The following is a 25,911-nucleotide window of genomic DNA, read 5'->3' on the forward strand; positions in this document are numbered from 1 at the left end:
GACAGATATGGCAAGAAGAAACAGAAGACGACGCAGAAAGAAAAGATCCAATATTGATTTTGGAAAAGTATTTATATTTTTGCTTGCATGTGCGATCATTATTTTTGCTGCTGTTGTGATTCTTTCAAAATTAATATCACATAAAGATCGGTATTTTGATGAAGGACTTACATATTATCAGAATTCGGAATATGACAAAGCTCTTGATAAATTCACAGAAGCTCTTTCGGAAAAACAGATTTTTTCTCAAAACAAGGATAAGAATACCAGACTTTATATTGCAGATATCTATATGAAAACTGCAGATTATAAAAAAGCGGTAGATGAATACGATACGATCCTTCAGAAGACATCAGCGGATAAGAAGGATGTGAAGAAGATGCAGGAGATTGCTCAGGCGTTATCGGATTTCTCAGATTCGAATTATGCCGGAGCACTTCCGGTTCTGGAACAGTATGTTAAAGATTATCCGGAATTATATCTTTATATCGGAACCTGTTATGCTTCCATGGATGATTCCGAGCATATGTTTGAAAATTATGAGAAGTATATAAAAAAATATGGATATAATTCTTATCTGTATGCACAATATGCGGCATATTATATCAGTATCGGCGAACTGGATAACGCATACGGCTATATCAATAATGGTCTGGCCAGTGATAACACATTCCAAAAGGAACTCCGTTTACAGGAGATCACATATTATGAGAAGATACAGGATTATGATAAAGCATATGAGCTTGCAAAAGAATTATATAATCTGTATCCCGATTATCAGGCGGGTGCAGATGAATATAATTTCCTTTACACCAGAGTATCCCATGATGATGAATAGATAGAATTGGCAGGAGGCATTTTATTCATGGAAATACAATTATGGAAGGAGATCTTATCTCCATATGAGCAGGCAGTAGATGAACTGCTTCTGAAATTTAAGCATATCATAAAAGATTACCGCAGTCAGGGAATGTATTCTCCGATCGAGAATGTGACCGGACGTGTGAAAAGAATTTCAAGTATTTTGGATAAGATGCAGAAGAAACATATTCCGATGGATCATATCGTGGAAGAAATGGATGATATCGCAGGAATCCGTATTATGTGCCAGTTTGAAGAGGATATCTACAAGGTTGTAGAGATCATAAGAAATCGCAAGGATATGTCAATCCGAGAAGAGAAAGACTATATTACAAATGTAAAGGCAAGCGGATACAGAAGTTATCATATTATACTGAATTATGATGTTTATACGATCAAGGGACTGCAGACAATCCAGGCAGAGATCCAGATACGTACAATGGCAATGGATTTCTGGGCGACGATCGAACATTCTCTTCAGTATAAATATCGTCACAATATGCCGGAGCATATCCGGGAAAAACTGTTAAATGCAGCAAATGCAACCGTTGCACTGGATAAAGAGATGTCATCTGTTCGTGGCGAGATTATGGATGCACAGAATTCATTTAATTATAAGGCATCTGTAGTAGCAGATATACTGACTAATATACAAAATCTGTATTATGTCGGTAATCAGCGAGAGGTTGTAAAGATACAGAATGAATTTTATGATATTTACCAGAAGGATGATCTGGAAAAGCTGGAGGATTTTTCCAAACAGCTTGATATTATCGCAGAAGGATACAAAGCACAGGGGTTATAGATTATGAACTTACCGGAGTCATTTACAAACAGGATAAAGACACAATTAGGAGACGAATATGAAGCATATATGAATTGTCTGGATCAGGGCATGCATCATGGACTTCGTGTGAATACAAATAAAATCAGTGTGGAAGATTTCTTAAAGATCTCTCCATTTGAATTAAAGCCTGTACCATGGACAACAAATGGTTTTTATTATGATGATAAAGCATGTACACCATCCAAACATCCATATTATTATGCAGGGCTTTATTATATTCAGGAACCGAGTGCGATGGCACCGGCGAGTATTCTTCCTGTTGAAGACGGGGATGTGGTTCTTGATATCTGTGCAGCACCGGGAGGTAAATCAACCGAGCTTGCAGCAAAACTTCATGGAACCGGGTTCCTGATCTCAAATGATATCAGTAATTCCAGAGCCAAGGCATTGCTAAAGAATCTGGAATTATTCGGAATCGGTAATATGTGTGTGGTAAGTGAAGCTCCGAATAAGCTGAGCACAAAATTCTATCAGACCTTTGATAAAATTTTGATTGATGCGCCTTGCTCCGGTGAAGGAATGTTCCGTAAATCCCAGTCAATGGTAACAGCGTGGGAGAACAATGGCGTTGAGTTATTTGCCGGTTTACAGCGAGGAATTTTAAATGAAGTTGTAAAAATGTTAAAGCCGGGCGGAACCATGCTGTATTCGACCTGTACGTTTTCTCCGGAAGAAAATGAACAGTCAATCGAATATCTTTTATCACTGGATGATACATTAGAATTAATCGAAGTTCCGAAGTATCCGGGCTTTTGCAATGGAAATCCGGCATGGGGAAAGACCGAAAATGCAGAGCTTGAGAAATGTGCAAGATTATGGCCGCATCATATCGAAGGGGAAGGCCATTTCGTTGCACTTATCCATAAAAAAGAGGCAGAGCAGACACAGGTGTTTCAGTCATGGATTCACAGAGGCTGTAAGCCGGATAAAAATGCGGAAGAATTTTTTACACATATTTCGGCTGATGCAGGAATTAAGTCTGCATATATTGAGGAAAATAACGGAAGACTGTATTACATGGCAGAATGTATGCCGGATGTATCTGGGCTTCGGATGTTAAGACAGGGCTTGTTCCTTGGCGAGATCAAGAAGAACCGGTTTGAACCGAGTCAGTCACTTGCCATGTATCTGCGGCAGGGACAGTTTGATAATGAAGTAAATCTGACTTCTTCAGATGACCGTGTTTTTAGATATCTGAAAGGCGAGACGATCGAAGCATCGGATCAGAAAATTAAAAATGGATACGTGCTTGTTCTGGTGGACGGATATCCGCTTGGATGGGCAAAAAATACAAACGGAACGTTAAAAAATAAGTATTTATCTGGATGGAGGATGATGTCATGAGTAAAATAGCAGTCGTTACCGGAGCTTCTTCCGGATTGGGCAGAGAGTTTGTTGTTCAGATCAGTGAAAAATATAAGACGATTGATGAAATATGGGTGATCGCCAGACGTACAGAACGCTTGTATGCCTTAGAAAGAGAGATTGAAGGCAAGAAGGTTATTGTTCTTCCGCTGGATGTAACAAAGCAGGATGATCTTGAATCCTATAAGAAGATGCTTGCAAAGGAGCATCCATGGGTGCGTGTTCTGGTAAACGCAGCCGGTTATGGCATTATGGGACATGTAGAGGATGTTGTATGCGAGGAACTTACAGGAATGATCGATGTTAACTGTAAGGCTTTAGTTGCCATGACGAAGATTACTCTGCCATATATGAAAGAACAGAGCAATATCATTAATATTGCATCATCTGCGGCATATCTGCCACAGCCATCTTTCGCTGTATATGCAGCAACAAAATCAATGGTAAGAAGCTTTTCCAAGGCATTAAATAAAGAATTGGAGGACAGAGGCATTACAGTGACAGCAGTATGTCCTGGACCGGTTAATACTGAGTTTTTTGATGTAGCCGAGAAATATTCCCATACAAAGGCATTTAAAAGATTGTTCCGTGTAGAAGCAAAAAATGTAGTAAAACGTGCCTTATTTGATGCATATTATCTGAAGACAGAATCTACCTACAGCATAACGATGAAAGCGTTCAAGGTCGTAACAAAGCTGCTGCCGAATGACTGGATCGTTTCCATGATCAAATAGAGACAGATATCCGGTTAATACAAAGATTTACCGGGGATTTGAAGAACATTATAATAAAAACAGAACAGGACAAAAACAATGGAAAAAGGACAGTATGGATATATAAAAAAACATAAGAAAAAGATCATAACCAGTATTATTATACTTGGTGTTATGATCCTTACAGGAGTAATTCTTTCGCTTGTTATGTTTAAAACAACAAAAACCTTGATCATCATACTTCCGATATTGATCAGTCTGCCATTTGCCAAACAGATCGTAGCACTTATCATGTGCTCCAAATTCAAGCCTTTAACAGAGGAAGAACACAAGAAAATAGAAAAAGGGATCCATTATGAGAACCGGGACGGCATCCTGTATGATATCTCAATCAGTCGATACGAGGGAATGATGTTTTTCCCTGCCGTGATCGTACGGGATGGCAGAATGTTGTTCTTGTATCAGAAAGCATTTGATAAGAAGATTCCTGATGTGGAATTCCTGAAAAAAGAAATTGCACGTTCCTTTGAAATGATAAAGAAACCGTATGTTATTATTACAGCGTTAACCGTAGATGAATTTATAAAAAAGGCAGAGGCGATCAAAGAACCGGATGAAGATTACGTAGTAAAGGATCAGTCTATGCGTGAAAAAATATTTGAACTTGGTGTATAGGAGCCGGGCATGAAAGAGATCATTATATCGCAGAATGAAGCAGGACAGCGTGTAAATAAATTTCTTTTGAAATATCTGAATAAGGCACCGTCAAGCTTTGTTTATAAGATGATGCGAAAGAAAAACATCAAATTGAACAATAAGAAAATTGAAGGAAACGAATACATCTATATCGGAGATACGATCCAGATCTATATGTCCGATGAAACGATCGCCAATTTCCGGGAAGATGTCAGCGGGACAGACTGCACTTCCTCTAAAAAGAAGATTCCGGTCGAGATCATCTATTCGGATGAAAATATTCTGATTGCAGATAAGCCGGCCGGCGTTTTGTCACAGAAAGCATCAAAAGATGACTACTCCTTTAATGAAGCATTGATCGACTATCTGCTCGACAGTGGTCATATCACAACTGAAGAATTAAGAACCTATCGTCCGTCTGTATGCAACCGTTTAGACCGCAATACATCCGGACTCATTCTTTGTGGGGTGAGTCTTACCGGAAGTCAGGAATTATCCAGAATTATAAGAGAACATCTATTACATAAATATTATTATACACTTGTACGGGGACGCCTGACGCAGAAGCTTGACAGTACCTGTTATCTACAGAAGGATAATGCAAAAAACAAAGTCCGGATATCGGATCGTCCATGGGAACAGGGCAAGAGTGAAGAAATCCATTCAATCTTTTATCCGGTTAAAAAAAATGATGATTATACGTTGGTAAAGGTTGAGCTTATCACAGGTAAGTCTCATCAGATCCGTGCGCAATTAAAGCATCTGGGATACCCGGTAGTCGGTGATACAAAGTATGGCATACCTGAAGTGAACCGGTATTTTTCAGATTCTTATCATGTAAAGCATCAGCTTCTTCATTGCGGAAACATTATATTTAAAGAAACAGACGGTCCGCTTTCTTATCTGGGCGGGAAAGAGTATTCGGCATTTCTTCCGGAACCGTTTCGGACGATCGAAAAAGATTTATTTGGGTAATTTGGATAATAACTTTAGTAAGATCAGAATCAGATAAAAGATAAAGAGGCAGAATCGGATGGCAACTTGGAATTCCAGAGGACTTCGTGGTTCCTCACTTGAGGAACTGATTAATTATACAAATGAATATTATCGGGAAAAGAAGCTGGCAGTTGTCCAGAAGATCCCGACTCCGATCAAACCGATCCGTATGGATAAAGACAGCAGCCAGATCACACTGGCGTATTTTGAAAAAGATTCTACGGTCGATTACATCGGTGTCGTACAGGGCATTCCGATATGCTTCGATGCGAAGGAATGTGCGGTTGATACGTTTTCCTTACAGAATATACATGAGCATCAGTATCATTTTATGAAAGAGTATGAGGAACAGCAGGGAGTCAGCTTCCTGATCATATTTTTTACGCATAGAAACAAATATTACTATTTACGTTTTTCGGAATTAAAGACTTATATGGATCGCGTGAATGAGGGACATGCAAAGAATTTCAAATATGAAGAACTGAATCCGGATTTCTTTATTCATGCAAAAAACGGTGCATTGGTTCATTATCTTGAGCTTCTCGATAAAGATTTGCAGTTAAGAGCATAAGGGTTCAGGAAAAAATCTTGACAAATATCGACTGCTCCCCTATAATGAGCACATTGTTAAAATAACTAATTACCATGTTATCACTTCAATGTAGTAAAGTGATATGTGGATACAAGGAGGAAAAAAGATGCAGGACAAACTGTTGCAGACTCCGGATGGAGTAAGAGACACTTATGATGTAGAATGTAAAAAGAAAAGAAAGATTATTGAAAAACTGCATCATACTCTGGAGTTATACAGCTATCATGATATAGAGACACCTACATTTGAATATTTTGATATATTTAACCGTGATAAGGGATCTGCACCGTCAAATGAAATGTACAAATTCTTTGATCGTGATAATAATACACTGGTATTACGCCCCGATATCACACCGAGTATTGCAAGATGTGTAGCAAAATATTATAAGGACGAACAGTTACCGATCCGTCTGTGTTATACGGGTAATACTTATTCAAACCCGAGAAAATTACAGGGTAAATTAAAGGAAGTAACACAGATCGGTGCCGAGCTTATAAATGATGATTCATCTGCGGCAGATGCAGAGATCATAGCAACCGTTGTTGATTCTTTTAAGGCACTTGGAATCGATGAGTTCCAGATCGAGATCGGACAGATCGATTACTTTAAGGGAATCGTCGCAGAAGCCGGAATTACAGAAGCTGAGGAGCTTCAGATCAAAGAATATATCAATATCAAGAACTTCTTTGGTTTGGAGGAATATTTAAAGAAGCTGGATATGAGCCCTGTTTTAAAGAAAGCCTTTCTTGCGTTTGACTCTTTATTCGGTGGAGAATCCATGTTAGAGGAAGCAGAGAAGCTGGTTACGAATCCGGTATCACTTGCAGCCGTTCACAGATTACAGAGAATCCATAAAGCGTTATGCTGTTATGGATATGACAAATATATCGGCTTTGATCTCAGTATGTTAAATGGTTATAACTATTATACCGGCGTGATCTTCCGCGGATACACCTACGGAACCGGAGATGCCGTTGTAAAAGGTGGACGATATAATAACCTGTTAAAGCAGTTCGGCAAAGATGCACCGTCTATTGGTTTTGCATTTACCGTAGAAGAACTGATCATGGCACTGTCCAGACAGAATATCGAGGTTTCGGTTGAATATTCGAATACGATCATTCTCTATGATATCGAGAATCAGGAGCCTGCGATCAGCCTTGGTAAGTCTATGCGCCAGAATGATAAGAAGATTGAATTGATACGCAAATCTGTCAGAAAGTCAGTGGACGATTATCTGGAATATGCAAAAAGAGAGCATTTCTCCGGACTGTTTTATTTTGAAAACAGTGATACGGTCAAGGTATTTGATCTTGTGTCCGGTGATGAGAACGAGGTGGCAATCGCATCCCTGAAATAAGCGGACAAAAGCAGAAAGAAATTCAAAATTAGAATTTGATCGATGGATAGATTGGAGAGATAAATCAATGAGATATTTAACATTTGCGCTTGCAAAGGGCAGACTTGCAAAGAAAACCCTTGCATTGCTTGAACAGATAGGAATTACCTGCGATGAGATGAAAGACCCGGATACCAGAAAGCTGATTTTTATAAATGAAGAACTGAAGCTGAAGTTCTTCCTTTCAAAGGCAACAGATGTGCCAACCTATGTAGAATACGGTGCAGCAGATATTGGTGTAGTTGGTAAGGATACGATATTAGAAGAAGGCAGAAACCTGTACGAGGTAATGGATCTCGGATTCGGTAAATGCCGGATGTGTGTCTGCGGTCCTCATAAAGCAAAAGAATTATTGAAGAAAAATGAGATCATCCGTGTTGCCAGCAAATATCCGAATATTGCAAAAGATTATTTTAATAATCAGAAGAACCAGACGGTTGAGATCATCAAATTAAACGGTTCGGTCGAGCTTGCGCCGATCGTTGGCTTATCGGAGGTGATCGTTGATATCGTCGAGACCGGAAGCACCCTTCGCGAAAACGGACTGGAAGTTTTAGAAGAAGTTTGTCCGTTATCTGCAAGAATGGTTGTAAATCAGGTAAGCTTAAAGATGGAAAATGAGAGAATTAGAAAGCTGCTTGCTGATCTGAATTCGTTAATTAATAAGGAGGCATAAAAATGAGAATTGTAAATCTGACGGAAGAAACCAGAAAGAACATTTTAAAAGATCTGTTAAAAAGAAGCCCAAGCAATTTTGGATCTTATGCAGATACAGTAGAGAAGATCGTAAATGATGTCAGAGACCGTGGAGACGAGGCGTTATTTGGATATACAAAGCAGTTTGATAAAGCAGATATCAATGCCGGAAATGTTCTGGTTACAAAAGAAGAGATTGAATATGCTTATACACAGGTTGATGAGAAGCTGATCGAGGTTATCAGAAAAGCAAAAGAAAACATTCGTACCTATCACGAAAAACAGCGTCAGTACAGCTGGTTTGATTCTGATCCGAAAGGTATCATGCTTGGACAGAAGGTAACAGCATTGGAATCTGTCGGAGTATATGTACCGGGCGGAAAAGCTGTGTATCCATCTTCCGTATTGATGAACATTATGCCTGCAAAGGTAGCAGGTGTTAAAAATATTATAATGACCACTCCTTGTAACAGCGAGGGTGAAGTATATGCGACTACATTGGTTGCAGCAAATGAAGCCGGTGCGACTGCTATCTACAAGGCAGGCGGCGCACAGGCAATCGCGGCTCTTGCATATGGAACGGAATCCATTCCAAAGGTTGATAAGATCGTAGGACCCGGAAATATCTTCGTTGCACTTGCAAAACGTGCGGTATACGGACATGTCAGCATCGATTCGATCGCAGGTCCATCCGAGATCCTTGTAATTGCAGATGAGACTGCAAATCCAAGATATGTTGCTGCCGATCTGTTATCGCAGGCCGAACATGATGAGATGGCATCCGCCATTCTGATCACAACTTCAAAAGAACTTGCCGAAAAGGTATCAGCACAGGTTGATGAATTTATAGAAGTATTATCCAGAAAAGAGATCATACGGAAATCTATTGATACATACGGCTACATCTTATTAGCCGATAATATGGCAGATGCGGTTGAAACAGCAAATGCAATTGCCTCCGAACATCTGGAGATTGTAACTGCAAATCCATTTGATGTCATGACAAGAATCAAGAATGCCGGTGCGATCTTCATCGGTGAATATTCATCCGAACCATTGGGTGATTATTTTGCCGGACCGAACCATGTACTTCCAACAAACGGAACAGCGAAGTTCTTCTCCCCGTTAAGTGTGGATGATTTCATTAAGAAATCCAGTATCATCTATTATTCCAGAGAAGCTCTTGAAGAGGTACATGAGGACATTGAAAGCTTTGCAAAATCAGAGCAGCTTACAGCACATGCTAATTCTATTGCAGTAAGATTTGAATAGTGGTATAATATGAAACCAAGATTGCACAGGCGTCTGTATTATCAGTCCGCCTGTGCTTGTAGTTGCCAAAGTATCGGGAGAAAAATGTATAAAAACAAGGGAGAAAAGATATGGCGGATAGAGCAGTAAAATGCACAAGAAAAACCAGCGAGACAGATATTGTTCTGGAATTAAATCTGGATGGAAAGGGAAATGCAAAGATCGATACCGGTATCGGATTTTTCGATCATATGCTGACAAGCTTTGCCAAACACGGATTCTTTGATCTGAATCTGACTGTAAAAGGTGATCTGTATGTGGATTGTCATCATACGATCGAGGATACGGGAATTGTTCTCGGAAAAGCGATCAAGGGTGCGCTTGGAGATAAGAAATCCATTAAGCGTTTCGGTAATTTCTTTCTTCCTATGGATGAAACGCTTGTTATGTGTGCGATCGACCTTTCCGGAAGACCATACCTTGTTTATGATCTGAACCTGACAACAGAACGGGTTGGATATTTTGATACACAGATGGTAAAGGAATTCTTCTATGCAGTATCCTATGGAGCAGAGATGAACCTGAATCTGAAGCAGTTCTCCGGTTCCAATGACCATCATATCATCGAAGCAGCTTTTAAGGCATTTGCAAAAGCTTTAGATGAAGCAACTTCTATAGACGACAGATTAAATGGTAAAGTGTTATCTACCAAAGGTTCACTTTAAGGAGGTACTATGAGTTATAAGAAAATTATTCCATGTCTGGATCTTGAGAATGCACTCGAAATGGCAAAGTTCTATAACGATGCCGGTGCAGATGAGATTGCATATTTTGACAGTAAAGCAACAAAGGAAGGCAGAGAAGCGAATATTGCAGTTATCAAAGAGATCTGCAAGAATGTCGATATTCCATTGATCGCATGTGGTGGAGTAAGAAGACTGGAAGATATCAAGAAGATGTTATACGCAGGTGCTTCCAAGGTTTGTATGAAATCAGCAGCATTAAATACACCGGAGCTTGTAACGGAAGCCGCTGACCGTTTTGGTTCAGAACGTATCATCGTAACGATCGACCTGAGCGAATGTAAAGAGCCTGTAGCTTATGCAGAGCAGCTTAAGGAACTCGGAGCAGGTGAGCTCCTGTTATTACATAATAATATGGTTCCGGAATATATGGATATCGTAAATGAGATCAAAAATCGTGTAGCACTTCCTGTTATTGTTTCCACCTATTCAACAAATGGGGAAGCAATCTGTGAGATGCTTGAAAAGACAAATGCTGAATCCATTTCTTTATATAATCTGAAACAAATGGATATAATGGAGATAAAGCAGGAATGCAGAAAAGAAGGCATTCCGGTTAATACATTTGAAAGTGCAGTATCCTTTGATGAATTCAAGCTGAATTCTGATGGGCTGATTCCATGTATCACACAGCATTATAAGACTGGGGAAGTTCTTATGATGGCATACATGAATAAGGAATCCTTTGAAAAGACGATTGCGACCGGCAGAATGACATATTACAGCAGAAGCAGACAGGAGCTTTGGACAAAGGGAGAGACATCCGGTCATTTCCAGTTCTTAAAATCATTAAAATTAGACTGTGATAAAGATACCCTGCTTGCAGAGGTTTCCCAGATTGGTGCAGCATGCCACACCGGCAGCCCGACCTGCTTCTTTACTGATCTGGTTAAAAAGGAATACGATAATACCAATCCGTTAAAGGTATTTGAAGAAGAATACGATATTATCGTTGACAGAAGAAATCATCCAAAGGAAGGTTCCTATACAAATTATCTGTTTGACAAAGGAATTGACAAAATACTGAAAAAGGTTGGCGAAGAGGCAACAGAGATTGTAATTGCTGCCAAGAATCCTGATTCAGATGAAATAAAATATGAGATATCAGATTTCCTGTATCACCTTATGGTTCTTATGGTTGAAAGAGGTGTCAGTTGGACTGATATTACCAAAGAACTGGCTGATAGAAGGTAGGAGGAGAAAACAGTGGAAAAATATGGCGTAAATCAATTAAGAAAAATGTTTCTGGAATTTTTTGAGAGCAAGGGACATCTGAAGATGAACAGTTTCTCACTGATTCCACATAATGATAATAGTTTGTTATTGATCAACTCAGGTATGGCACCATTAAAGCCTTACTTTACAGGACAGGAGATCCCGCCAAGAAGACGTGTGACCACCTGCCAGAAGTGTATCCGTACCGGAGATATCGAAAATGTAGGTAAGACTGCAAGACATGGTACATTCTTTGAGATGTTAGGTAACTTCTCATTCGGCGATTACTTCAAGCATGAAGCAATTTCATGGTCATGGGAGTTCCTGACCAAGGTTGTAGGCTTAGATGAAAATCGTTTATATCCATCTATCTACGAGGATGATGACGAAGCATTTGATATCTGGAATAAAGAGATTGGAATTGCACCGGAGAAAATCTTCCGTTTTGGGAAAGAAGATAACTTCTGGGAGCATGGAGCAGGTCCTTGTGGTCCATGTTCCGAAATCTATTATGACAGAGGCGAAAAGTACGGATGCGGTAAGCCTGGCTGTACAGTAGGTTGTGACTGTGACCGTTACATGGAAGTATGGAACAACGTATTTACCCAGTTTGAAAATGACGGCCATAATAACTATACAGAACTGGTTCAGAAGAATATCGATACCGGTATGGGACTGGAGCGTCTGGCTGTTGTTGTTCAGGATGTAGATTCCATCTTTGACGTTGATACGATCAAAGCGTTACGTGATAAAGTATGTGAGATGGCTGGCGTAAAGTACATGGAAGATGAGAAGACAGATGTCTCGATCCGTGTTATTACCGACCATATCCGTTCTGTTACCTTTATGGCATCTGACGGTATCCTTCCATCAAATGAAGGACGAGGTTATGTATTAAGACGTCTTCTCCGTCGTGCAGCAAGACATGGCAGATTACTTGGTATCGAAGGCAGATTCCTTGCAGAGCTTTCAAAGACAGTGATCGAGGTTTCTAAGGATGCATATCCGGAGTTGGAAGAAAAGAAAGCACATATCTTTACCTGTATCAATACAGAAGAAGAAAACTTCAATAAGACGATCGATCAGGGCTTATCAATCCTGAACGGCTTCGTTGAGGAGTTAAATAACAGCGGCAAAAAAGTATTAAATGGCGAAAATGCATTTAAGTTATATGATACCTATGGTTTTCCTCTTGATCTGACAAAAGAGATTCTGGAAGAAAAGGGCATCGAGGTTGATACGGAAGGCTTTAATAAGGCTATGGACAAGCAGAGAGAGACTGCTCGTAAATCAAGAAAAGTATCAAACTACATGGGAGCAGATTCAACTATTTATGAAGACATCGACACAGCTCTCACAAGTAAATTCATTGGTTATGACAAGGTAGAAGCATCTTCCAATATTATTGCCATAACAGCAGAATATAAAGAGGGCGATCAGGTAACATCCGAACTGGTTGATGTTATTTCCGAAGGCACAAACGGTTCGATCATCACAGCAGAGACACCATTTTATGCTACTATGGGTGGTCAGATCGGTGATGCCGGTGTGATCGAGACAGAGAGCGGACGTTTCATCGTTAAAGATACGATCAAGGTTGCCGGTGATAAGATCGCACATCTTGGCTATGTTGAATCCGGTGAATTAAAGAATGGAAGCACAGCGAAGCTTTCTGTAACAGCAGACAGACGTGCACTGATCTGTAAAAATCATTCCGCTACACATCTGCTCCAGAAAGCCTTAAAGATGGTCCTTGGTGATCATGTTGAACAGGCTGGTTCTTATGTATCCGAAGACCGTTTAAGATTCGACTTTACACATTTTCAGGCTATGACTCCTGAGGAAATCGCCAAGGTTGAAGCAATCGTAAATGAACAGATTGATAAAGACCTTAAGGTTAAGACAGAGGTTATGAGTATTGAAGATGCCAAGAAGACAGGTGCTATGGCATTGTTTGGTGACAAGTACGGCGAGAAGGTTCGTGTTGTATCTATGGATGACTTCTCCGTTGAATTCTGTGGTGGTACTCATGTTCCGAATACCGGTGTGATCGGTACATTTAAGATCATCTCTGAAATGGGTGTTGCTGCCGGTGTCAGAAGAATTGAAGCACTGACTTCTGTTGGCGCATTTAATTATTATAAAGAGATGGAAGACGAGTTGAAAGCAGCAGCAAAGGCAGCAAAAGCTGAACCTGCAAAGCTGGCTGAAAAGATCGAGACAATGCTCGCTGAGATCAAAGCGCTGACATCTGAAAATTCCAAGCTGAAGGATAAGCTGGCAAAGAATTCTGCCGGAGATGCACTTGCAGATGCAATAGATATAAATGGCGTAAAGGTTCTTGCTACCAGCGTAGAAGATACCGATATGAACGCACTTCGTAATCTGGGTGATGATTTCAAGAACAAGCTTGGTACATCGGTTATCGTTCTTGCTTCCGCAAAGGATGGCAAGGTAAATCTGATCGCTATGGCAACAGACGATGCTGTAAAGAAGGGAGCACATGCAGGAAATATTATCAAAGCGTCTGCAGCACTTGTAGGCGGTGGCGGCGGTGGTCGTCCAAACATGGCTCAGGCCGGGGGAAAGAATCCTGCCGGTATTGCAGATGCACTTGCAAAAGCAGTTGAAACAGCCAAAGAACAGTTAAATGCCTAAAAATAGAAAAATAGAAAATAATAAAATTTTTTGTTGACGTTTTAATAATATATGTTATAATTGACTTCGTGCTTAAATAATACCCAAACAGTTGTTATTTTATTAGCATAGTACACAACTGGAGGGAGGTCAGGTGAGAGAATGTCAAATGTAATAGTTAAAGAAAACGAAACATTAGATAGCGCTCTTCGCAGATTCAAGAGAAATTGTGCGAAGGCTGGTATCCAGCAGGAGATTCGTAAGAGAGAACATTACGAAAAGCCAAGCGTTAGACGTAAAAAGAAATCAGAGGCAGCTAGAAAGCGCAAATATAAATAATCTATAGTTTGGATTAGTAAATATGATTTTTTTGAGTACCGAGCAATCGGTACTCTTTTTTTACGCGAGCAACGAGCCGAAGTCTGTGTTTACACGAGGCCTCGGCGACTGCCGCGATAACCACAAGAAAATTACAAAGTAATTTTCTTGTGGTTGCGGAAGTATCTATCTGTGCTTGGCTCACTTACGCAAAAAGTTGACACAGACAACGCTATAAGATACAATAAATTAATATTCGAAAACGAAAGGGACAAACGAATATGAAAAACGCAATTAATATTTTTGCAATAATCTTTGCCTGGGGAGCACTGATCTTAAGTATTTTTGCATTTGGCGATATGACCGGAAATATATTTAAGGCAGTTACCTATGGATTGATTGTAGGAAATGCCGTTCTGGTTAATTTTATCTGTGTCCATAATCTTAAAGAGAATAAAGAGTAAGTCATAATCCGATACCCAACCAACATAGTATAGATATAAAGTCAATTGGGTATCAGATCATGCAGCTTCCATTTAATCATAACAGTCTATATGATGTGCCGGATGTCACACCGGACATTAAAAAAAGTTCGTCTAAAATCACAATTCATGATAACCACATTATCTATATTGAAAACTATAAATGTATTATATCCTGTTCAGATACTCAGATCCTTGTTAAAACTAAAAAGAATACCATATCGATAAATGGAATTTGCTTGAAAATTGAATATTACTGCCCGGAAGAACTGAAGATATCAGGCAATATTCTATATATCAATTATGAATGATAATGTTGTGTACATAGAAGGGAGAAACCGGATGTTTGATATTATATTAAGGTATCTGTATGGCTTTGCAAAAATTCATCTTCGCGGCATTCATATCAACCGTTTTGTTAATCTATGCAAAGCGAGAGATATTAAGCTTTGGGATCTGGAGCAGAAAGAAGATGAAATATTCTTTTTTACTGCTTCTAAGGATATAGCACGGTTGGAAGAACCTGCACGGAAAACAGAAAGTGACGTAGAGATTCTAAGAGTATATGGTATTCGCGAGTTTATTCGAAAAAATAAAAAAAGAATTCCATTTGTGGCTGGGTTTATCTTGTTTGCTGTTTTGATTTATATTCAATCGTTATTTATATGGGAAATTTCCGTTTCCGGTGAATCAGATTATACATCGGATGAGATACTACAGCATATCAATGAATATTATGTGCAGACAGGAACTCCGAAATCAAAAGTAGATTGCGCCGAGCTTGAGAAGAACCTCCGAAAAGATTTTGAAGATATCGCATGGATATCATGTGCGCTTACAGGAACAAAGTTGTCTGTAGAGATTACGGAAACATTGAATGTATGTACGGACACCTCCATGAAAGGGCCATGCAACATCGTTGCATCAAAGAACTGTACGATCGCAGAGATCGTAACCGCTTCCGGTACACCAGTGGTTAAATCAGGGGATGACGTAAAAAAAGGGGATGTCCTGATATCCGGAGCTGTCTATCTGTATGATGACAATAACGAAGTGATGGATACAAATTATGTGTCGGCAGAAGGAGAGGTTTATGGCATCTGTGTGTATCATTATGATGAAAGTATACCAAGAACAAATTATGTGAAAGAGTATACCGGAAACGAGAAAAAATATTATTCCTTTGGATTGTTAAAGTATGATTTTACCCCTTATGTACCGAAATGTCCTTATGATACATTCGACCGATTAAGTGATGATAAGAGATTACACATAGGAAAAAATCTTTATCTGCCATTTGAGATAAAAAAGACTACAGTCAAAGAATACACATTGATGATGAAAAAATTGTCCGAAAAAGATGCTACAGATAAAATGCAGGAAAAATTAAATCACTATATTGGCAATTTGCAAGAAAAAGGGGTGCAAATAATAGAAAAAAATGTTAAAATAACATGTAGCGAGGACGCATGCCATGCAGTTGGAGATATCACTGTAAAACAGCTGATCGGTGTCCCGCATGAATTACAGATAATAAGTGAGGAGCAGACACTTGAGTGAATTCAGCAAATCAATTACTGTTATGTCCGAATACGTTCAAAATGTATTTGGACAATTTGATGTACATGCAAAAAAAAATTGAAAAAGCATTTCATGTTTCTATGATCCTGCGCGATGATAAGCTGAAGATTTCAGGAGAAGAAAAAGACGTGGAGCAGGCGGTTCATGTACTGATCCAGTTATTTGCAGTTGCAGCCAGAGGTACTGCGATTGATGAACAGAAGGTCGATTATACGATAGCCATGTCTAAGGATCATCCTCAGGAAACACAGGAAAATATCGCTGAGTTGGATCGGGATATCATTTGTCATACGATCAACGGCAAACCGATCAAACCAAAAACACACGGACAGAAGGCATATGTAAATGCAATCGATAAATCCATGATCGTATTCGGTGTAGGTCCTGCCGGAACCGGTAAGACATATCTGGCAATGGCGAAAGCGATCACTGCATTCAAAAACGGTGAAGTGAATCGTATTATATTGACACGTCCGGCGATCGAAGCAGGTGAGAAATTAGGTTTTCTGCCTGGCGATCTGCAAAGTAAGGTCGATCCTTATTTAAGACCGCTTTATGATGCGCTCTATGAGATCATGGGACCGGAATCTTTCGCTAAAAATATGGAAAAAGGATTGATAGAGGTTGCTCCGCTTGCGTATATGCGAGGCCGGACTCTGGATAATGCGTACATCGTGCTTGATGAGGCACAGAATACAACTCCTGCACAGATGAAAATGTTCTTAACCCGTATCGGATTTGGATCAAAAGCCATCATTACTGGAGACCTTTCCCAGAAAGATCTTCCGTTTGAGACAAGATCCGGACTTGAAGTTGCACTGATGGTTATTAAAAACATCGAAGAAATCAGTGTTTGTCATCTGACAAGTCTTGATGTTGTGAGACATCCGCTTGTACAGAAGATTGTCAATGCCTACGAAGTGTATGAGGAAAAGCAGAACAGACAGAAGAAAAGATCCGACCAGACAAAGCATGAGATAAGTGACAGCAAGCGTTACGGAGATAACCGCAATAATAAGAGAAAAAGGTAAGGATGTACAATGTCTTTAAATATTGAAAATGAATTCGGAGAGATCCGTGTGCCTGATTATGAACATGTAATAGAGACTGTGATCGGACAGGCGCTGGATTTTATCAAATGCCCATATGAATGTGAGATTTATGTATTACTCACAGACAATTCGGGCATACAGACTATCAATAATTGTCAGAGAAATATCGATGCACCTACAGATGTGCTGTCATTTCCTCTGATTGATTATAAAGAACCCGGAGATTTTAGTGTTGTAGACGGGGATACCTGTGATTATTTCAATCCGGAATCAGGAGAACTGATGCTTGGAGATATTATTATTTCCATGGATCGAGTATATGAACAGGCAAAAAGTTACAATCACTCGAACACCAGAGAACTGGCATTTCTGGTTGCACACAGTATGCTTCATTTATTTGGTTATGATCATATAGATGAAGAAGAACGCAAACAGATGGAAGATCTTCAGGAACAAATACTTAATGAGAAAGGATACACAAGGGATTATGAAGAAAACTAAATATGCAATTGCATTAGCAGCATTAGGAGTTTTATCACTTGGTGTTATGGGATGTGGAAAGAAAGAGACATCAACAGAAGGAACCACAGAAACCACAACGACAGAAGCAACAACAGAAGCAACTACAGAGGCAACAACAGAAGCTCAGCATGAGGGCGTGTACAACGACCTGACCGGAGAATGGGTTACAGACCGTACAGAAGAATATGGACGCCCGATCGCGGTTATGTTAAATAACATTTCTGACGCAATGCCGCAGTGTGATATAGGAAAGGCAGATATTGTTTATGAGATGAAGGTAGAAGGTGGAATCACACGTTTGCTTGGAATCTTCAATGATTATTCCAATCTTGAAAAACTGGGTTCAATCAGAAGCTGCCGTCCATATTATGTAACAGTTGCTATGGAATATGATGCTATCTACATGCATTATGGTCAGTCTCCACAGGGAGAAGATAAGCTTGCAAGCTCAGGGATCAATAATCTGAGTGGCTTAAGCTCAGAAGGTGGCGTAACATACTACAGAGCATCTGACCGGGTATCTCCACATAATGTATTCACAGATACCGAGAAGATCAAAGCCGGAATCGAACAGAAGGGCTATGAAACAAAACACAGCGACAGCTTTGAAAGTGTATTTTCATTCAATGATGAGATCACAACACCTGCCGGTGGGGAAACCGCTAACGAGATCAAGACACCAATCAGCAACTATACATCACCTTGGTTTGAATATCATGCTGATGATGGTCTCTATTACAGATTCCAGTATGGCGGAGAACAGACCGATGGAAATACAGGCGAACAGCTTAAGTATGAAAACGTCCTGATCCAGTTTGCTCATTATACAAGCATTGACGATCACGACAGACAGCAGCTTGATCTGGTCGGTGAAGGCACAGGCCTTTACGCATCAAATGGTGTGATCATTCCTGTAACATGGAAAAAATCTTCTGAAAATGCTATAACAAAGTACTACACAGAAGACGGCAATGAATTAAAACTGAATCCGGGAAAAACATGGGTAACTGTTTTTGAAAAAGATAAAGCAGACAGTGTAACCTGGAACTAAAATTTAATCAGACTTTTAAGATGTCTGTCATATCGGTTATGATATGGCAGGCATCTTTTTGTATATTTAGCCGTAAAATGCAGATAATCACTGATAAGAGGTGATTATTATGAAAAAAGTGCTTTTTTTGATCGGTGGAGCGGTGTTACTTTTTTTATTTTCATTTTACTGTTCATATTCGATCTATAAGAATTCTCGTGGATGCAATGATACAACGAAAGGACAGTCTAATATCGAAGAATATATCTGGACGATTGACAGAACAGATTCAGAAGAAACCACGGATGCGGTTGACAGGGTAGAGACGGTTGAAACCATATCAAAAAAAGAAAACTCCGAAACAGAAGAAGCTGCAGAAAAAGACTATCATTTTCTGGTCAGTGATCTGAATGGTTATGTTGCGGTTTTTACAGAAAAGGGAAGCTTATATGAATTTACCGACATTCGGATGGATCAATTGGAAAATAATATGAAAAAACGAATAGAAAATGGAATAAAATTTCAAAAAGCGAAAGAATTATTTACTTTCCTTGAATCATGTTCCAGTTAATGCTAGAATATGGGATGATTTAAAAGGAGAGAACAAATGATATATGATATGATCGTTATCGGTGCGGGAGCATCCGGCATGACAGCGGCTGCCTGTGCAGCAGATCCGAATATGATTTCAGATAAAAAGACTGATCCGGCATCGAAAAAACAACTTAAAATTCTGCTACTTGAAAAAAATAAAAAGATCGGGAAGAAGATTTATGCGACAGGAAACGGAAAGTGTAATATCGCAAATCAGGCATTTGATATAAACTGTTATTTCAGTAACAATGAGTTTTTCCCTTATAAGGTAATCGCTGCGGATGATTATAAAAAAGTAATTTCATTTTTTGAACAGGTGGGTGTATTGGTATCAGATGAAAATGGATATTATTACCCGATGTCCAGACAGGCTTCGACTGTTGTATGGGCATTTAATGATGTTCTGAAAAAGAATGAAATCGAGATCCATACCGGAGAACAGGTTGCAGAGATATCCATAAACAAGGATCATATCTATGAGATAAAAACAGATCATGCCGTGTATCATACAAAAAATGTTGTTCTTTCATGTGGCGGATCAGCAGCCCCGGCTCTTGGAGGAACAGATGCCGGTTTAGATCTGCTGGAACAGTTAGGCGTTCCTGTTTATCAGTTCCATCCGGCATTATGTAAGGTGAAATGCACAGAAGATATATCTGAATTATCAGGTGTTCGATGCAAAGCAGGCGTTTATGTTGAATGTGGAGAAAATTCGACTTCTGATCACGAGAAAGAATTTGGCGAGGTACAGTTTACTGATACCTGTATCTCCGGCATTGTCGTATTCAACCAGAGCCATATCATCGGTGAAGCCTTAGAAGCCGGCGAACATGTCAGGCTCCACATATCACCGATACCGACGATGAATAAAGAAGATGTATTAAAGTATCTGAGAACATTTGTAAAGAACAATCCTGAGCGGAATATTCAGGCCTGTCTGAACGGACTGGTGCATGAAAAGCTCGGAGCCTATATAATAAAAAAATGCGGCACAGAGAAAAAGAGTGTGCAGCAATTATCAGAAAAAGAACTGGTAGAGCTGGCAGGTATACTCTTTGATCTACGGTTTGAGATCACGGACACAGCAGAGATTACAGAGGCACAGGTAGCACGCGGAGGAGCAGACACAAGATTTGTAAATCCTGAAACAATGGGATTAAAGATGGTTCCCGGATGTTATGTTACAGGAGAACTATTAGATGTAGATGGAAAATGCGGCGGATACAATCTTATGTGGGCAGTTATCACAGGAATGAAAGCAGGAAAGAGTATATATGATTCGTATAAATAATATCAAATTGAAAATCGGCTATACGGCAGATGATATAGAGGCTGTAATTAAGAAAAATCTGAAGCTTTCGTATGTGCCTGCATATAAAATTGCCAAATTATCGATTGACAGCCGTAAAAAAGATCAGATCCATTATGTGGCAGCTGTAGATGTAATTTGTGACAATGAAGAAAAGATATTGCGAAAAGTTCACAATAACAATATTATGTTAACAAAAGAAACAATATACCTGATACCGGAGCCGGGAACTACGCCGATGCAGTATCGACCGGTTATTATCGGAAGCGGCCCGGCAGGTTTGTTTGCAGGACTTTTTCTCGCAAGAGAGGGCTATCGACCGATTATTCTGGAACGTGGTATGGCGGTTGATGAACGAACAGCCTGTGTAAATGGATACTGGAAAAAGGAACATCCGTTAAATCCAAACTGCAATGTTCAGTTTGGGGAAGGCGGAGCCGGAACATTTTCTGACGGTAAATTGAATACCGTAATTAAGGATAAATCAGGAAGAAGGACTGCGGTTCTTAAGACATTTGTCGAATTTGGTGCAGATCCGTCAATCCTATATGTGAATAAGCCTCATATCGGTACAGATGTGTTATTGACTGTAGTCAAGAATATCAGAAATGAGATTATAAGGCTGGGTGGAGAGGTGCGATTTGAGCAGCTTGTAACAGATATAGAAGTGATAGATTCTGAGACAACGCTCTTACAGATAAAGAAGCTTTTGAAACCGGAAGACACATATGAATTAAAAAGCAATGCGGTGATACTTGCAATCGGTCACAGTGCAAGAGATACCTTTGAAATGCTCTATAAGCGTGGAATTCCGATGGAACAGAAGCCGTTTGCAATGGGACTCCGGATCGAACATCCAAGAACCTTTATCAATGAAGCACAATATGGATATCATCCCGATTATGAAGATTTACTGCCGACAGCAGATTATAAGCTGGTGCATCAGGCAGCAAACGGACGGGCGGTCTACTCCTTCTGTATGTGTCCCGGTGGTTACGTTGTAAATGCATCCTCAGAATCCGGAAGGATATGTGTCAATGGTATGAGCTACAGTGACCGAAAAGCGGATAATTCAAACAGTGCGATCGTTGTGAATGTTACGCCGGAAGATTATCCGGGAGATCATCCGCTTGCCGGTATGTATTTTCAGAGAGAGCTTGAAGAAAAGGCGTATCAGGCAGGAAAAGGAGCAGTTCCGGTACAACGTTTCGGTGATTTTAGAATGAACAGAATGTCTGAAATAGCCGGCAAGATCAAGCCTTGCATAAAGGGGGCGTATACGTTTTCCAACCTGAATTGTTGTTTGCCAGAGTATATCAGAGATGCTATAATAGATGGTGTTTTGTCATTTGACCGGGTGATATCCGGTTTTGCAGATGATGATGCAATATTAAGCGGCGTGGAAGCAAGAACATCTTCGCCGATAAAGATACTACGCGATGCAGATCTGACATCTGCACATACTTGTATTTATCCCTGTGGAGAAGGTGCAGGTTACGCGGGAGGTATAACATCCGCAGCCGTTGACGGAATAAAAGTTTTTGAGGCGGTTATGTCGAAATTTATGATACCGGAAGCATCAACCGGAAATCAGAGAATGTGAGGTTTCAGATATAAAATGGAAGATCGTTTATACTTAAAAAATAAAAAAAGAATCGTGATCAAGATCGGCTCATCTTCATTGATCCATGAGGAGACGGGTGGGCTTGATTACATAAAACTTGAAAAACTGGTACGGATCATCAGTGATCTGAAAAATCAGGATAAGGATGTTGTATTGGTATCCTCCGGTGCGATCGGTGTTGGTTCGAAGTCGTTAGGGCTTCAGAAAAAACCAAAGACAACATCACTCAGACAGGCATGTGCAGCAGTTGGACAAGGACAGCTCATGATGGTATACCAGCGCCTGTTCTATGAATATCACCAGATTGCAGCACAGGTTCTTCTGACATTTGATGTAATCACATCTCAGGAAAGAAGACATAACGCTGTAAATACTTTTAATGAATTATTACAAATGGATGTTATTCCTGTAGTTAATGAGAATGATACAGTTGCAATTGAAGAAGTGGATATAAACTTTGGAGATAATGATACCCTTTCCGCTATCGTAGCCAACATGATCAATGCCGACCTTTTATTATTATTGACAGATATTGATGGCTTGTACACGGACGATCCGAGAAATAATCCGGATGCAACATTGATCCCTGTCGTAGAACGTATCGACGATAAGATCAAAGCAATGGCAAAGGGTGCAGGCTCCGGATATGGAACCGGTGGTATGACGACAAAAATCTCTGCAGCGAAGATTGCTGCAAATTCAGGAGCAGATATGCTTATTTTGTCAGGAGATGATATAGGGAATCTCGGTCGGGCATTAAATGGCGAATCTGTCGGAACCTTATTTAAAGCATATAAAGAGCCGAATTTTGATGTCGTAAGATACATTACACATAAGGAATATCTGCAGTAGCAATGGATATAGTGTGTACCACACGTATCATATATAAGATGGTATCTGATCAAACAGAAGCAGTATACGATTCAGAAATAACAGTAATGAACAGGTGAATAAGAATGGACGAAAAAAAGATTGCAAGAATCAATGAATTATATAAGAAATCCAAGACTCCGGCAGGACTTACGCCGGCTGAAAAGGAAGAACAGAAAAATCTTAGACAGGAATATATTTTTGCCATGAAGCAGAATCTGAGAAGTGTATTAAATAACATTGATATCAAAGAACCGGATGGTAGTATTACCAGACTGGAAGATATCGATCCAACAAAAAAAGTATGATGGAACAGACAAAAGCAGAACTAAGAAAACAATATAAACAAAAGCGGCGTGCCTTAACACCGGAGCAGGTGACCGCTGCTTCAGCACAGATCAGGAAGCGATTTATGAATTCAGATGGATATAAAGACTGCAATCATCTGCTGATCTATGTCAGTCAGGATAATGAAGTGGATACGATCGAGATTATAGAGCAGGCACTTACAGATGACAAAATCGTTGCTGTGCCAAAGGTATACGGAGATCATATGCATTTTCATCGGATTCATGGAATGAGCGATCTAAAGGTAGGTGCATATGGCATCTTAGAGCCTGTCGGCTGTGATATGCTTCATCCGACGGAAGGAATTCTGATCGTTCCGGGAATTGTATTTGATAAAAACGGACATCGGATCGGATATGGTGGAGGATATTATGACCGTTATATGAAGCTTCATCCGGAACTTACTGCGGTTGCATTTGCCTATGATTATCAGGTGTTGCCGGAGATTTCATGCGAATCATTTGACGAAAGGCCGGATCAGCTTCTGACTCCGTCAGAGATATACAGCTTTATGGAGAAGAATATTGGTTAATAAACTTATCAGAATAACGAAAACGAATTTATACAGAAATTCAACAAGAACATTAAACACATACCGGAGAACAATATGATTAATGAAATTGATAAAAAAATAGATACAATCGATATAACAGAACCTTGTCCTGCCGAAGAACCATTTCGGCAATATTATTTTATAAAAAAAGCAAGGGGGTATTACCGGGAGCTTGCGAAAAAAGCAGGAAGAAACCTGACCTGCTCGATCCAGACCTATGGATGTCAGATGAATGTAAGAGACTCCGAGAAGCTGACCGGTATTCTGGAAGAAATCGGATATACAAGCAGTGATTCTGAGGATGCAGACCTTGTTATATATAATACCTGCACAGTCCGTGAGAATGCGAATCGAAAAGTCTACGGACATCTTGGAATCATGAAACATGACAAAGAGACACATCCAGATAAGATGATCGGGCTTTGCGGATGTATGATGCAGGAACCGGATGTTGTAGCTACAATTCAAAAGAAATATCGATTTGTAGATATGGTATTTGGCACGCATAATGTATTCAAACTGGCTGAAATCTACTGCAACCGTATCGAAGCCGGCGGACAGGTAGTGGACATCTGGAAGGATACCAATCTTGTTGTGGAAGATCTTCCGGTTAAGAAGGAATTCCCATTTAAGTCCGGTGTCAATATTATGTTCGGATGCAATAATTTCTGTACATATTGTATCGTGCCATATGTCAGAGGCAGAGAACGCAGCAGACAACCGGAGGACATCATAAGAGAGGTTAAGCGGCTTTCAGAGGAGGGTGTAAAAGAGATCATGCTCCTTGGTCAGAATGTGAATTCTTATGGAAAGACGTTAGAGAAACCGATGACATTTGCCGAATTATTGCAGAAGGTGACAGAAGTTGATGGAATTGAACGTGTTCGTTTTATGACCTCCCATCCAAAGGATCTGTCCGATGAACTGATCGATGTGATCGCGGCAAATGAAAAGATCTGCCGTCACATCCATCTTCCGATGCAGTCCGGCTCATCCAGGATATTAAATCAGATGAATCGTCGCTATACAAAAGAATCTTATCTGGAATTAGTAGACAAGATCCGCAGACAGATTCCTGAAATATCACTTACAACCGATATTATTGTCGGTTTTCCCGGAGAAACAGAAGAAGATTTCTTAGAGACAATGGATGTAGTGAATCGGGTAAGGTTTGATACAGCATTTACATTTATATATTCCAAGCGCACCGGAACACCGGCGGCAACATTTGAGGATCATGCAACAAAGGAAGAGATCCAGAACCGTTTTGACCGTCTGATCAAGCGAGTATCAGAGATCAGCGGTGAGGAGATCTGCCGTTATAAAGGTCAGGTCATGCCTGTACTGATTGAAAGCGTCAGCGAACAGAATCCGGAACTCTTAACCGGTCGTCTGTCAAATAATATTCTGGTACATTTTAAAGGTGATCCGTCTATGATCGGCGAGATCCGGGATGTTTCGCTGGATGAATGTAAAGGCTTTTATTATATGGGAAATCTTGTATAAACCGAATTTATAGAATAGGGGTAAAAAACAGTGGCAGCTTTAACACCA

Annotated in this window: 27 protein-coding genes and 1 pseudogene; all 28 read left to right on the forward strand. The window is 39.9% G+C overall.

What is annotated here, in order from left to right:
- Window positions 1-7 precede the first annotated feature (7 nt).
- The 28 genes and pseudogenes from CLOL250_RS03790 to miaB all read left to right on the forward strand — a co-directional run bounded on the left by CLOL250_RS03790 (window position 8) and on the right by miaB (window position 25,863).
- A complete protein-coding gene (locus CLOL250_RS03790; protein WP_008400798.1) occupies window positions 8-838 on the forward strand; it encodes a tetratricopeptide repeat protein in 831 nt (276 codons plus the stop codon).
- A 27-nt stretch (window positions 839-865) separates the two neighbouring features.
- Window positions 866-1,666, forward strand: a complete 801-nt coding sequence (locus CLOL250_RS03795; RefSeq protein ID WP_008400800.1) for a GTP pyrophosphokinase — start codon at window positions 866-868, stop codon at window positions 1,664-1,666.
- A gap of 3 nt (window positions 1,667-1,669) precedes the next feature.
- Window positions 1,670-3,052 carry an RsmF rRNA methyltransferase first C-terminal domain-containing protein gene (locus tag CLOL250_RS03800; protein WP_008400801.1) on the forward strand — a complete coding sequence of 461 codons (1,383 nt, stop codon included), beginning with the start codon at window positions 1,670-1,672 and terminating at the stop codon, window positions 3,050-3,052.
- Window positions 3,049-3,807 carry an SDR family NAD(P)-dependent oxidoreductase gene (locus CLOL250_RS03805; protein WP_044944953.1) on the forward strand — a complete coding sequence of 253 codons (759 nt, stop codon included), beginning with the start codon at window positions 3,049-3,051 and terminating at the stop codon, window positions 3,805-3,807. The genes CLOL250_RS03800 and CLOL250_RS03805 overlap by 4 nt, the downstream gene beginning before the upstream one ends.
- 78 nt (window positions 3,808-3,885) lie before the next feature.
- Window positions 3,886-4,461, forward strand: coding sequence for a hypothetical protein (locus tag CLOL250_RS03810; protein ID WP_008400803.1), 576 nt, complete (start codon window positions 3,886-3,888; stop codon window positions 4,459-4,461).
- Window positions 4,462-4,470: 9 nt separating this feature from the next.
- Window positions 4,471-5,457 (forward strand): RluA family pseudouridine synthase, encoded by a 987-nt coding sequence (locus CLOL250_RS03815; protein ID WP_008400804.1) that lies wholly within the window; start codon window positions 4,471-4,473, stop codon window positions 5,455-5,457.
- A gap of 58 nt (window positions 5,458-5,515) precedes the next feature.
- Window positions 5,516-6,049, forward strand: coding sequence for a Holliday junction resolvase RecU (locus tag CLOL250_RS03820; protein ID WP_008400805.1), 534 nt, complete (start codon window positions 5,516-5,518; stop codon window positions 6,047-6,049).
- Between the two features lie 127 nt (window positions 6,050-6,176).
- Window positions 6,177-7,433: an ATP phosphoribosyltransferase regulatory subunit gene (gene hisZ, locus CLOL250_RS03825; protein ID WP_044944955.1), complete on the forward strand. Its 1,257-nt coding sequence runs from the start codon at window positions 6,177-6,179 to the stop codon at window positions 7,431-7,433.
- A gap of 67 nt (window positions 7,434-7,500) precedes the next feature.
- The gene (gene hisG / locus CLOL250_RS03830; protein WP_008400808.1) at window positions 7,501-8,148 is read left to right on the forward strand and encodes an ATP phosphoribosyltransferase; all 648 of its coding nucleotides are present in this window, start codon (window positions 7,501-7,503) and stop codon (window positions 8,146-8,148) included.
- Window positions 8,149-8,150: 2 nt separating this feature from the next.
- Window positions 8,151-9,440 carry a histidinol dehydrogenase gene (hisD, locus tag CLOL250_RS03835; RefSeq protein WP_008400809.1) on the forward strand — a complete coding sequence of 430 codons (1,290 nt, stop codon included), beginning with the start codon at window positions 8,151-8,153 and terminating at the stop codon, window positions 9,438-9,440.
- Between the two features lie 110 nt (window positions 9,441-9,550).
- Entirely contained in the window at window positions 9,551-10,144 is a 594-nt protein-coding gene (gene hisB / locus CLOL250_RS03840; RefSeq protein WP_008400811.1) for an imidazoleglycerol-phosphate dehydratase HisB, read from the forward strand.
- Window positions 10,145-10,153: 9 nt separating this feature from the next.
- Window positions 10,154-10,504 (forward strand): annotated as a pseudogene (locus tag CLOL250_RS14375) (HisA/HisF-related TIM barrel protein); the annotation flags it as partial.
- Between the two features lie 234 nt (window positions 10,505-10,738).
- Window positions 10,739-11,416, forward strand: a complete 678-nt coding sequence (gene hisIE, locus CLOL250_RS14380) for a bifunctional phosphoribosyl-AMP cyclohydrolase/phosphoribosyl-ATP diphosphatase HisIE (RefSeq protein WP_446714949.1) — start codon at window positions 10,739-10,741, stop codon at window positions 11,414-11,416.
- A gap of 12 nt (window positions 11,417-11,428) precedes the next feature.
- On the forward strand, window positions 11,429-14,095 hold the full coding sequence (alaS, locus tag CLOL250_RS03850) for an alanine--tRNA ligase (RefSeq protein WP_008400814.1): 2,667 nt from the start codon (window positions 11,429-11,431) through the stop codon (window positions 14,093-14,095).
- A gap of 141 nt (window positions 14,096-14,236) precedes the next feature.
- Window positions 14,237-14,413, forward strand: coding sequence for a 30S ribosomal protein S21 (gene rpsU / locus CLOL250_RS03855; protein ID WP_008400815.1), 177 nt, complete (start codon window positions 14,237-14,239; stop codon window positions 14,411-14,413).
- 260 nt (window positions 14,414-14,673) lie between these two features.
- Window positions 14,674-14,856: a hypothetical protein gene (locus CLOL250_RS03860; RefSeq protein WP_008400816.1), complete on the forward strand. Its 183-nt coding sequence runs from the start codon at window positions 14,674-14,676 to the stop codon at window positions 14,854-14,856.
- A 59-nt stretch (window positions 14,857-14,915) separates the two neighbouring features.
- The gene (locus CLOL250_RS14385) at window positions 14,916-15,185 is read left to right on the forward strand and encodes a YabP/YqfC family sporulation protein (protein ID WP_008400817.1); all 270 of its coding nucleotides are present in this window, start codon (window positions 14,916-14,918) and stop codon (window positions 15,183-15,185) included.
- The gene (locus CLOL250_RS03870; RefSeq protein WP_008400818.1) at window positions 15,178-16,434 is read left to right on the forward strand and encodes a sporulation protein YqfD; all 1,257 of its coding nucleotides are present in this window, start codon (window positions 15,178-15,180) and stop codon (window positions 16,432-16,434) included. The genes CLOL250_RS14385 and CLOL250_RS03870 overlap by 8 nt, the downstream gene beginning before the upstream one ends.
- A gap of 65 nt (window positions 16,435-16,499) precedes the next feature.
- Window positions 16,500-17,486 carry a PhoH family protein gene (locus tag CLOL250_RS03875; protein WP_446714947.1) on the forward strand — a complete coding sequence of 329 codons (987 nt, stop codon included), beginning with the start codon at window positions 16,500-16,502 and terminating at the stop codon, window positions 17,484-17,486.
- Window positions 17,487-17,495: 9 nt separating this feature from the next.
- Window positions 17,496-18,008: an rRNA maturation RNase YbeY gene (gene ybeY, locus CLOL250_RS03880; protein ID WP_008400821.1), complete on the forward strand. Its 513-nt coding sequence runs from the start codon at window positions 17,496-17,498 to the stop codon at window positions 18,006-18,008.
- Complete coding sequence (locus CLOL250_RS03885; RefSeq protein WP_008400822.1) at window positions 17,995-19,080, forward strand: DUF3048 domain-containing protein; 1,086 nt, start codon at window positions 17,995-17,997, stop codon at window positions 19,078-19,080. Before ybeY ends, CLOL250_RS03885 begins: the two co-directional genes overlap by 14 nt.
- Window positions 19,081-19,189: 109 nt before the next feature.
- Window positions 19,190-19,630 (forward strand): hypothetical protein, encoded by a 441-nt coding sequence (locus CLOL250_RS13245; RefSeq protein WP_008400824.1) that lies wholly within the window; start codon window positions 19,190-19,192, stop codon window positions 19,628-19,630.
- Window positions 19,631-19,666: 36 nt separating this feature from the next.
- Window positions 19,667-20,944, forward strand: coding sequence for an aminoacetone oxidase family FAD-binding enzyme (locus tag CLOL250_RS03895; protein WP_008400825.1), 1,278 nt, complete (start codon window positions 19,667-19,669; stop codon window positions 20,942-20,944).
- Complete coding sequence (locus CLOL250_RS03900; RefSeq protein WP_008400826.1) at window positions 20,928-22,565, forward strand: NAD(P)/FAD-dependent oxidoreductase; 1,638 nt, start codon at window positions 20,928-20,930, stop codon at window positions 22,563-22,565. The genes CLOL250_RS03895 and CLOL250_RS03900 overlap by 17 nt, the downstream gene beginning before the upstream one ends.
- A gap of 15 nt (window positions 22,566-22,580) precedes the next feature.
- The gene (proB, locus tag CLOL250_RS03905; RefSeq protein WP_008400827.1) at window positions 22,581-23,438 is read left to right on the forward strand and encodes a glutamate 5-kinase; all 858 of its coding nucleotides are present in this window, start codon (window positions 22,581-22,583) and stop codon (window positions 23,436-23,438) included.
- Between the two features lie 104 nt (window positions 23,439-23,542).
- Window positions 23,543-23,764 (forward strand): DUF896 domain-containing protein, encoded by a 222-nt coding sequence (locus CLOL250_RS03910; protein WP_008400829.1) that lies wholly within the window; start codon window positions 23,543-23,545, stop codon window positions 23,762-23,764.
- Window positions 23,761-24,336: a 5-formyltetrahydrofolate cyclo-ligase gene (locus CLOL250_RS03915; protein WP_008400830.1), complete on the forward strand. Its 576-nt coding sequence runs from the start codon at window positions 23,761-23,763 to the stop codon at window positions 24,334-24,336. Before CLOL250_RS03910 ends, CLOL250_RS03915 begins: the two co-directional genes overlap by 4 nt.
- Window positions 24,337-24,411: 75 nt before the next feature.
- On the forward strand, window positions 24,412-25,863 hold the full coding sequence (miaB, locus tag CLOL250_RS03920) for a tRNA (N6-isopentenyl adenosine(37)-C2)-methylthiotransferase MiaB (protein WP_008400832.1): 1,452 nt from the start codon (window positions 24,412-24,414) through the stop codon (window positions 25,861-25,863).
- Window positions 25,864-25,911: the final 48 nt, after the last annotated feature.

It is taken from the genome of Clostridium sp. L2-50, assembly GCF_000154245.1.
Classification (GTDB): domain Bacteria; phylum Bacillota; class Clostridia; order Lachnospirales; family Lachnospiraceae; genus Coprococcus.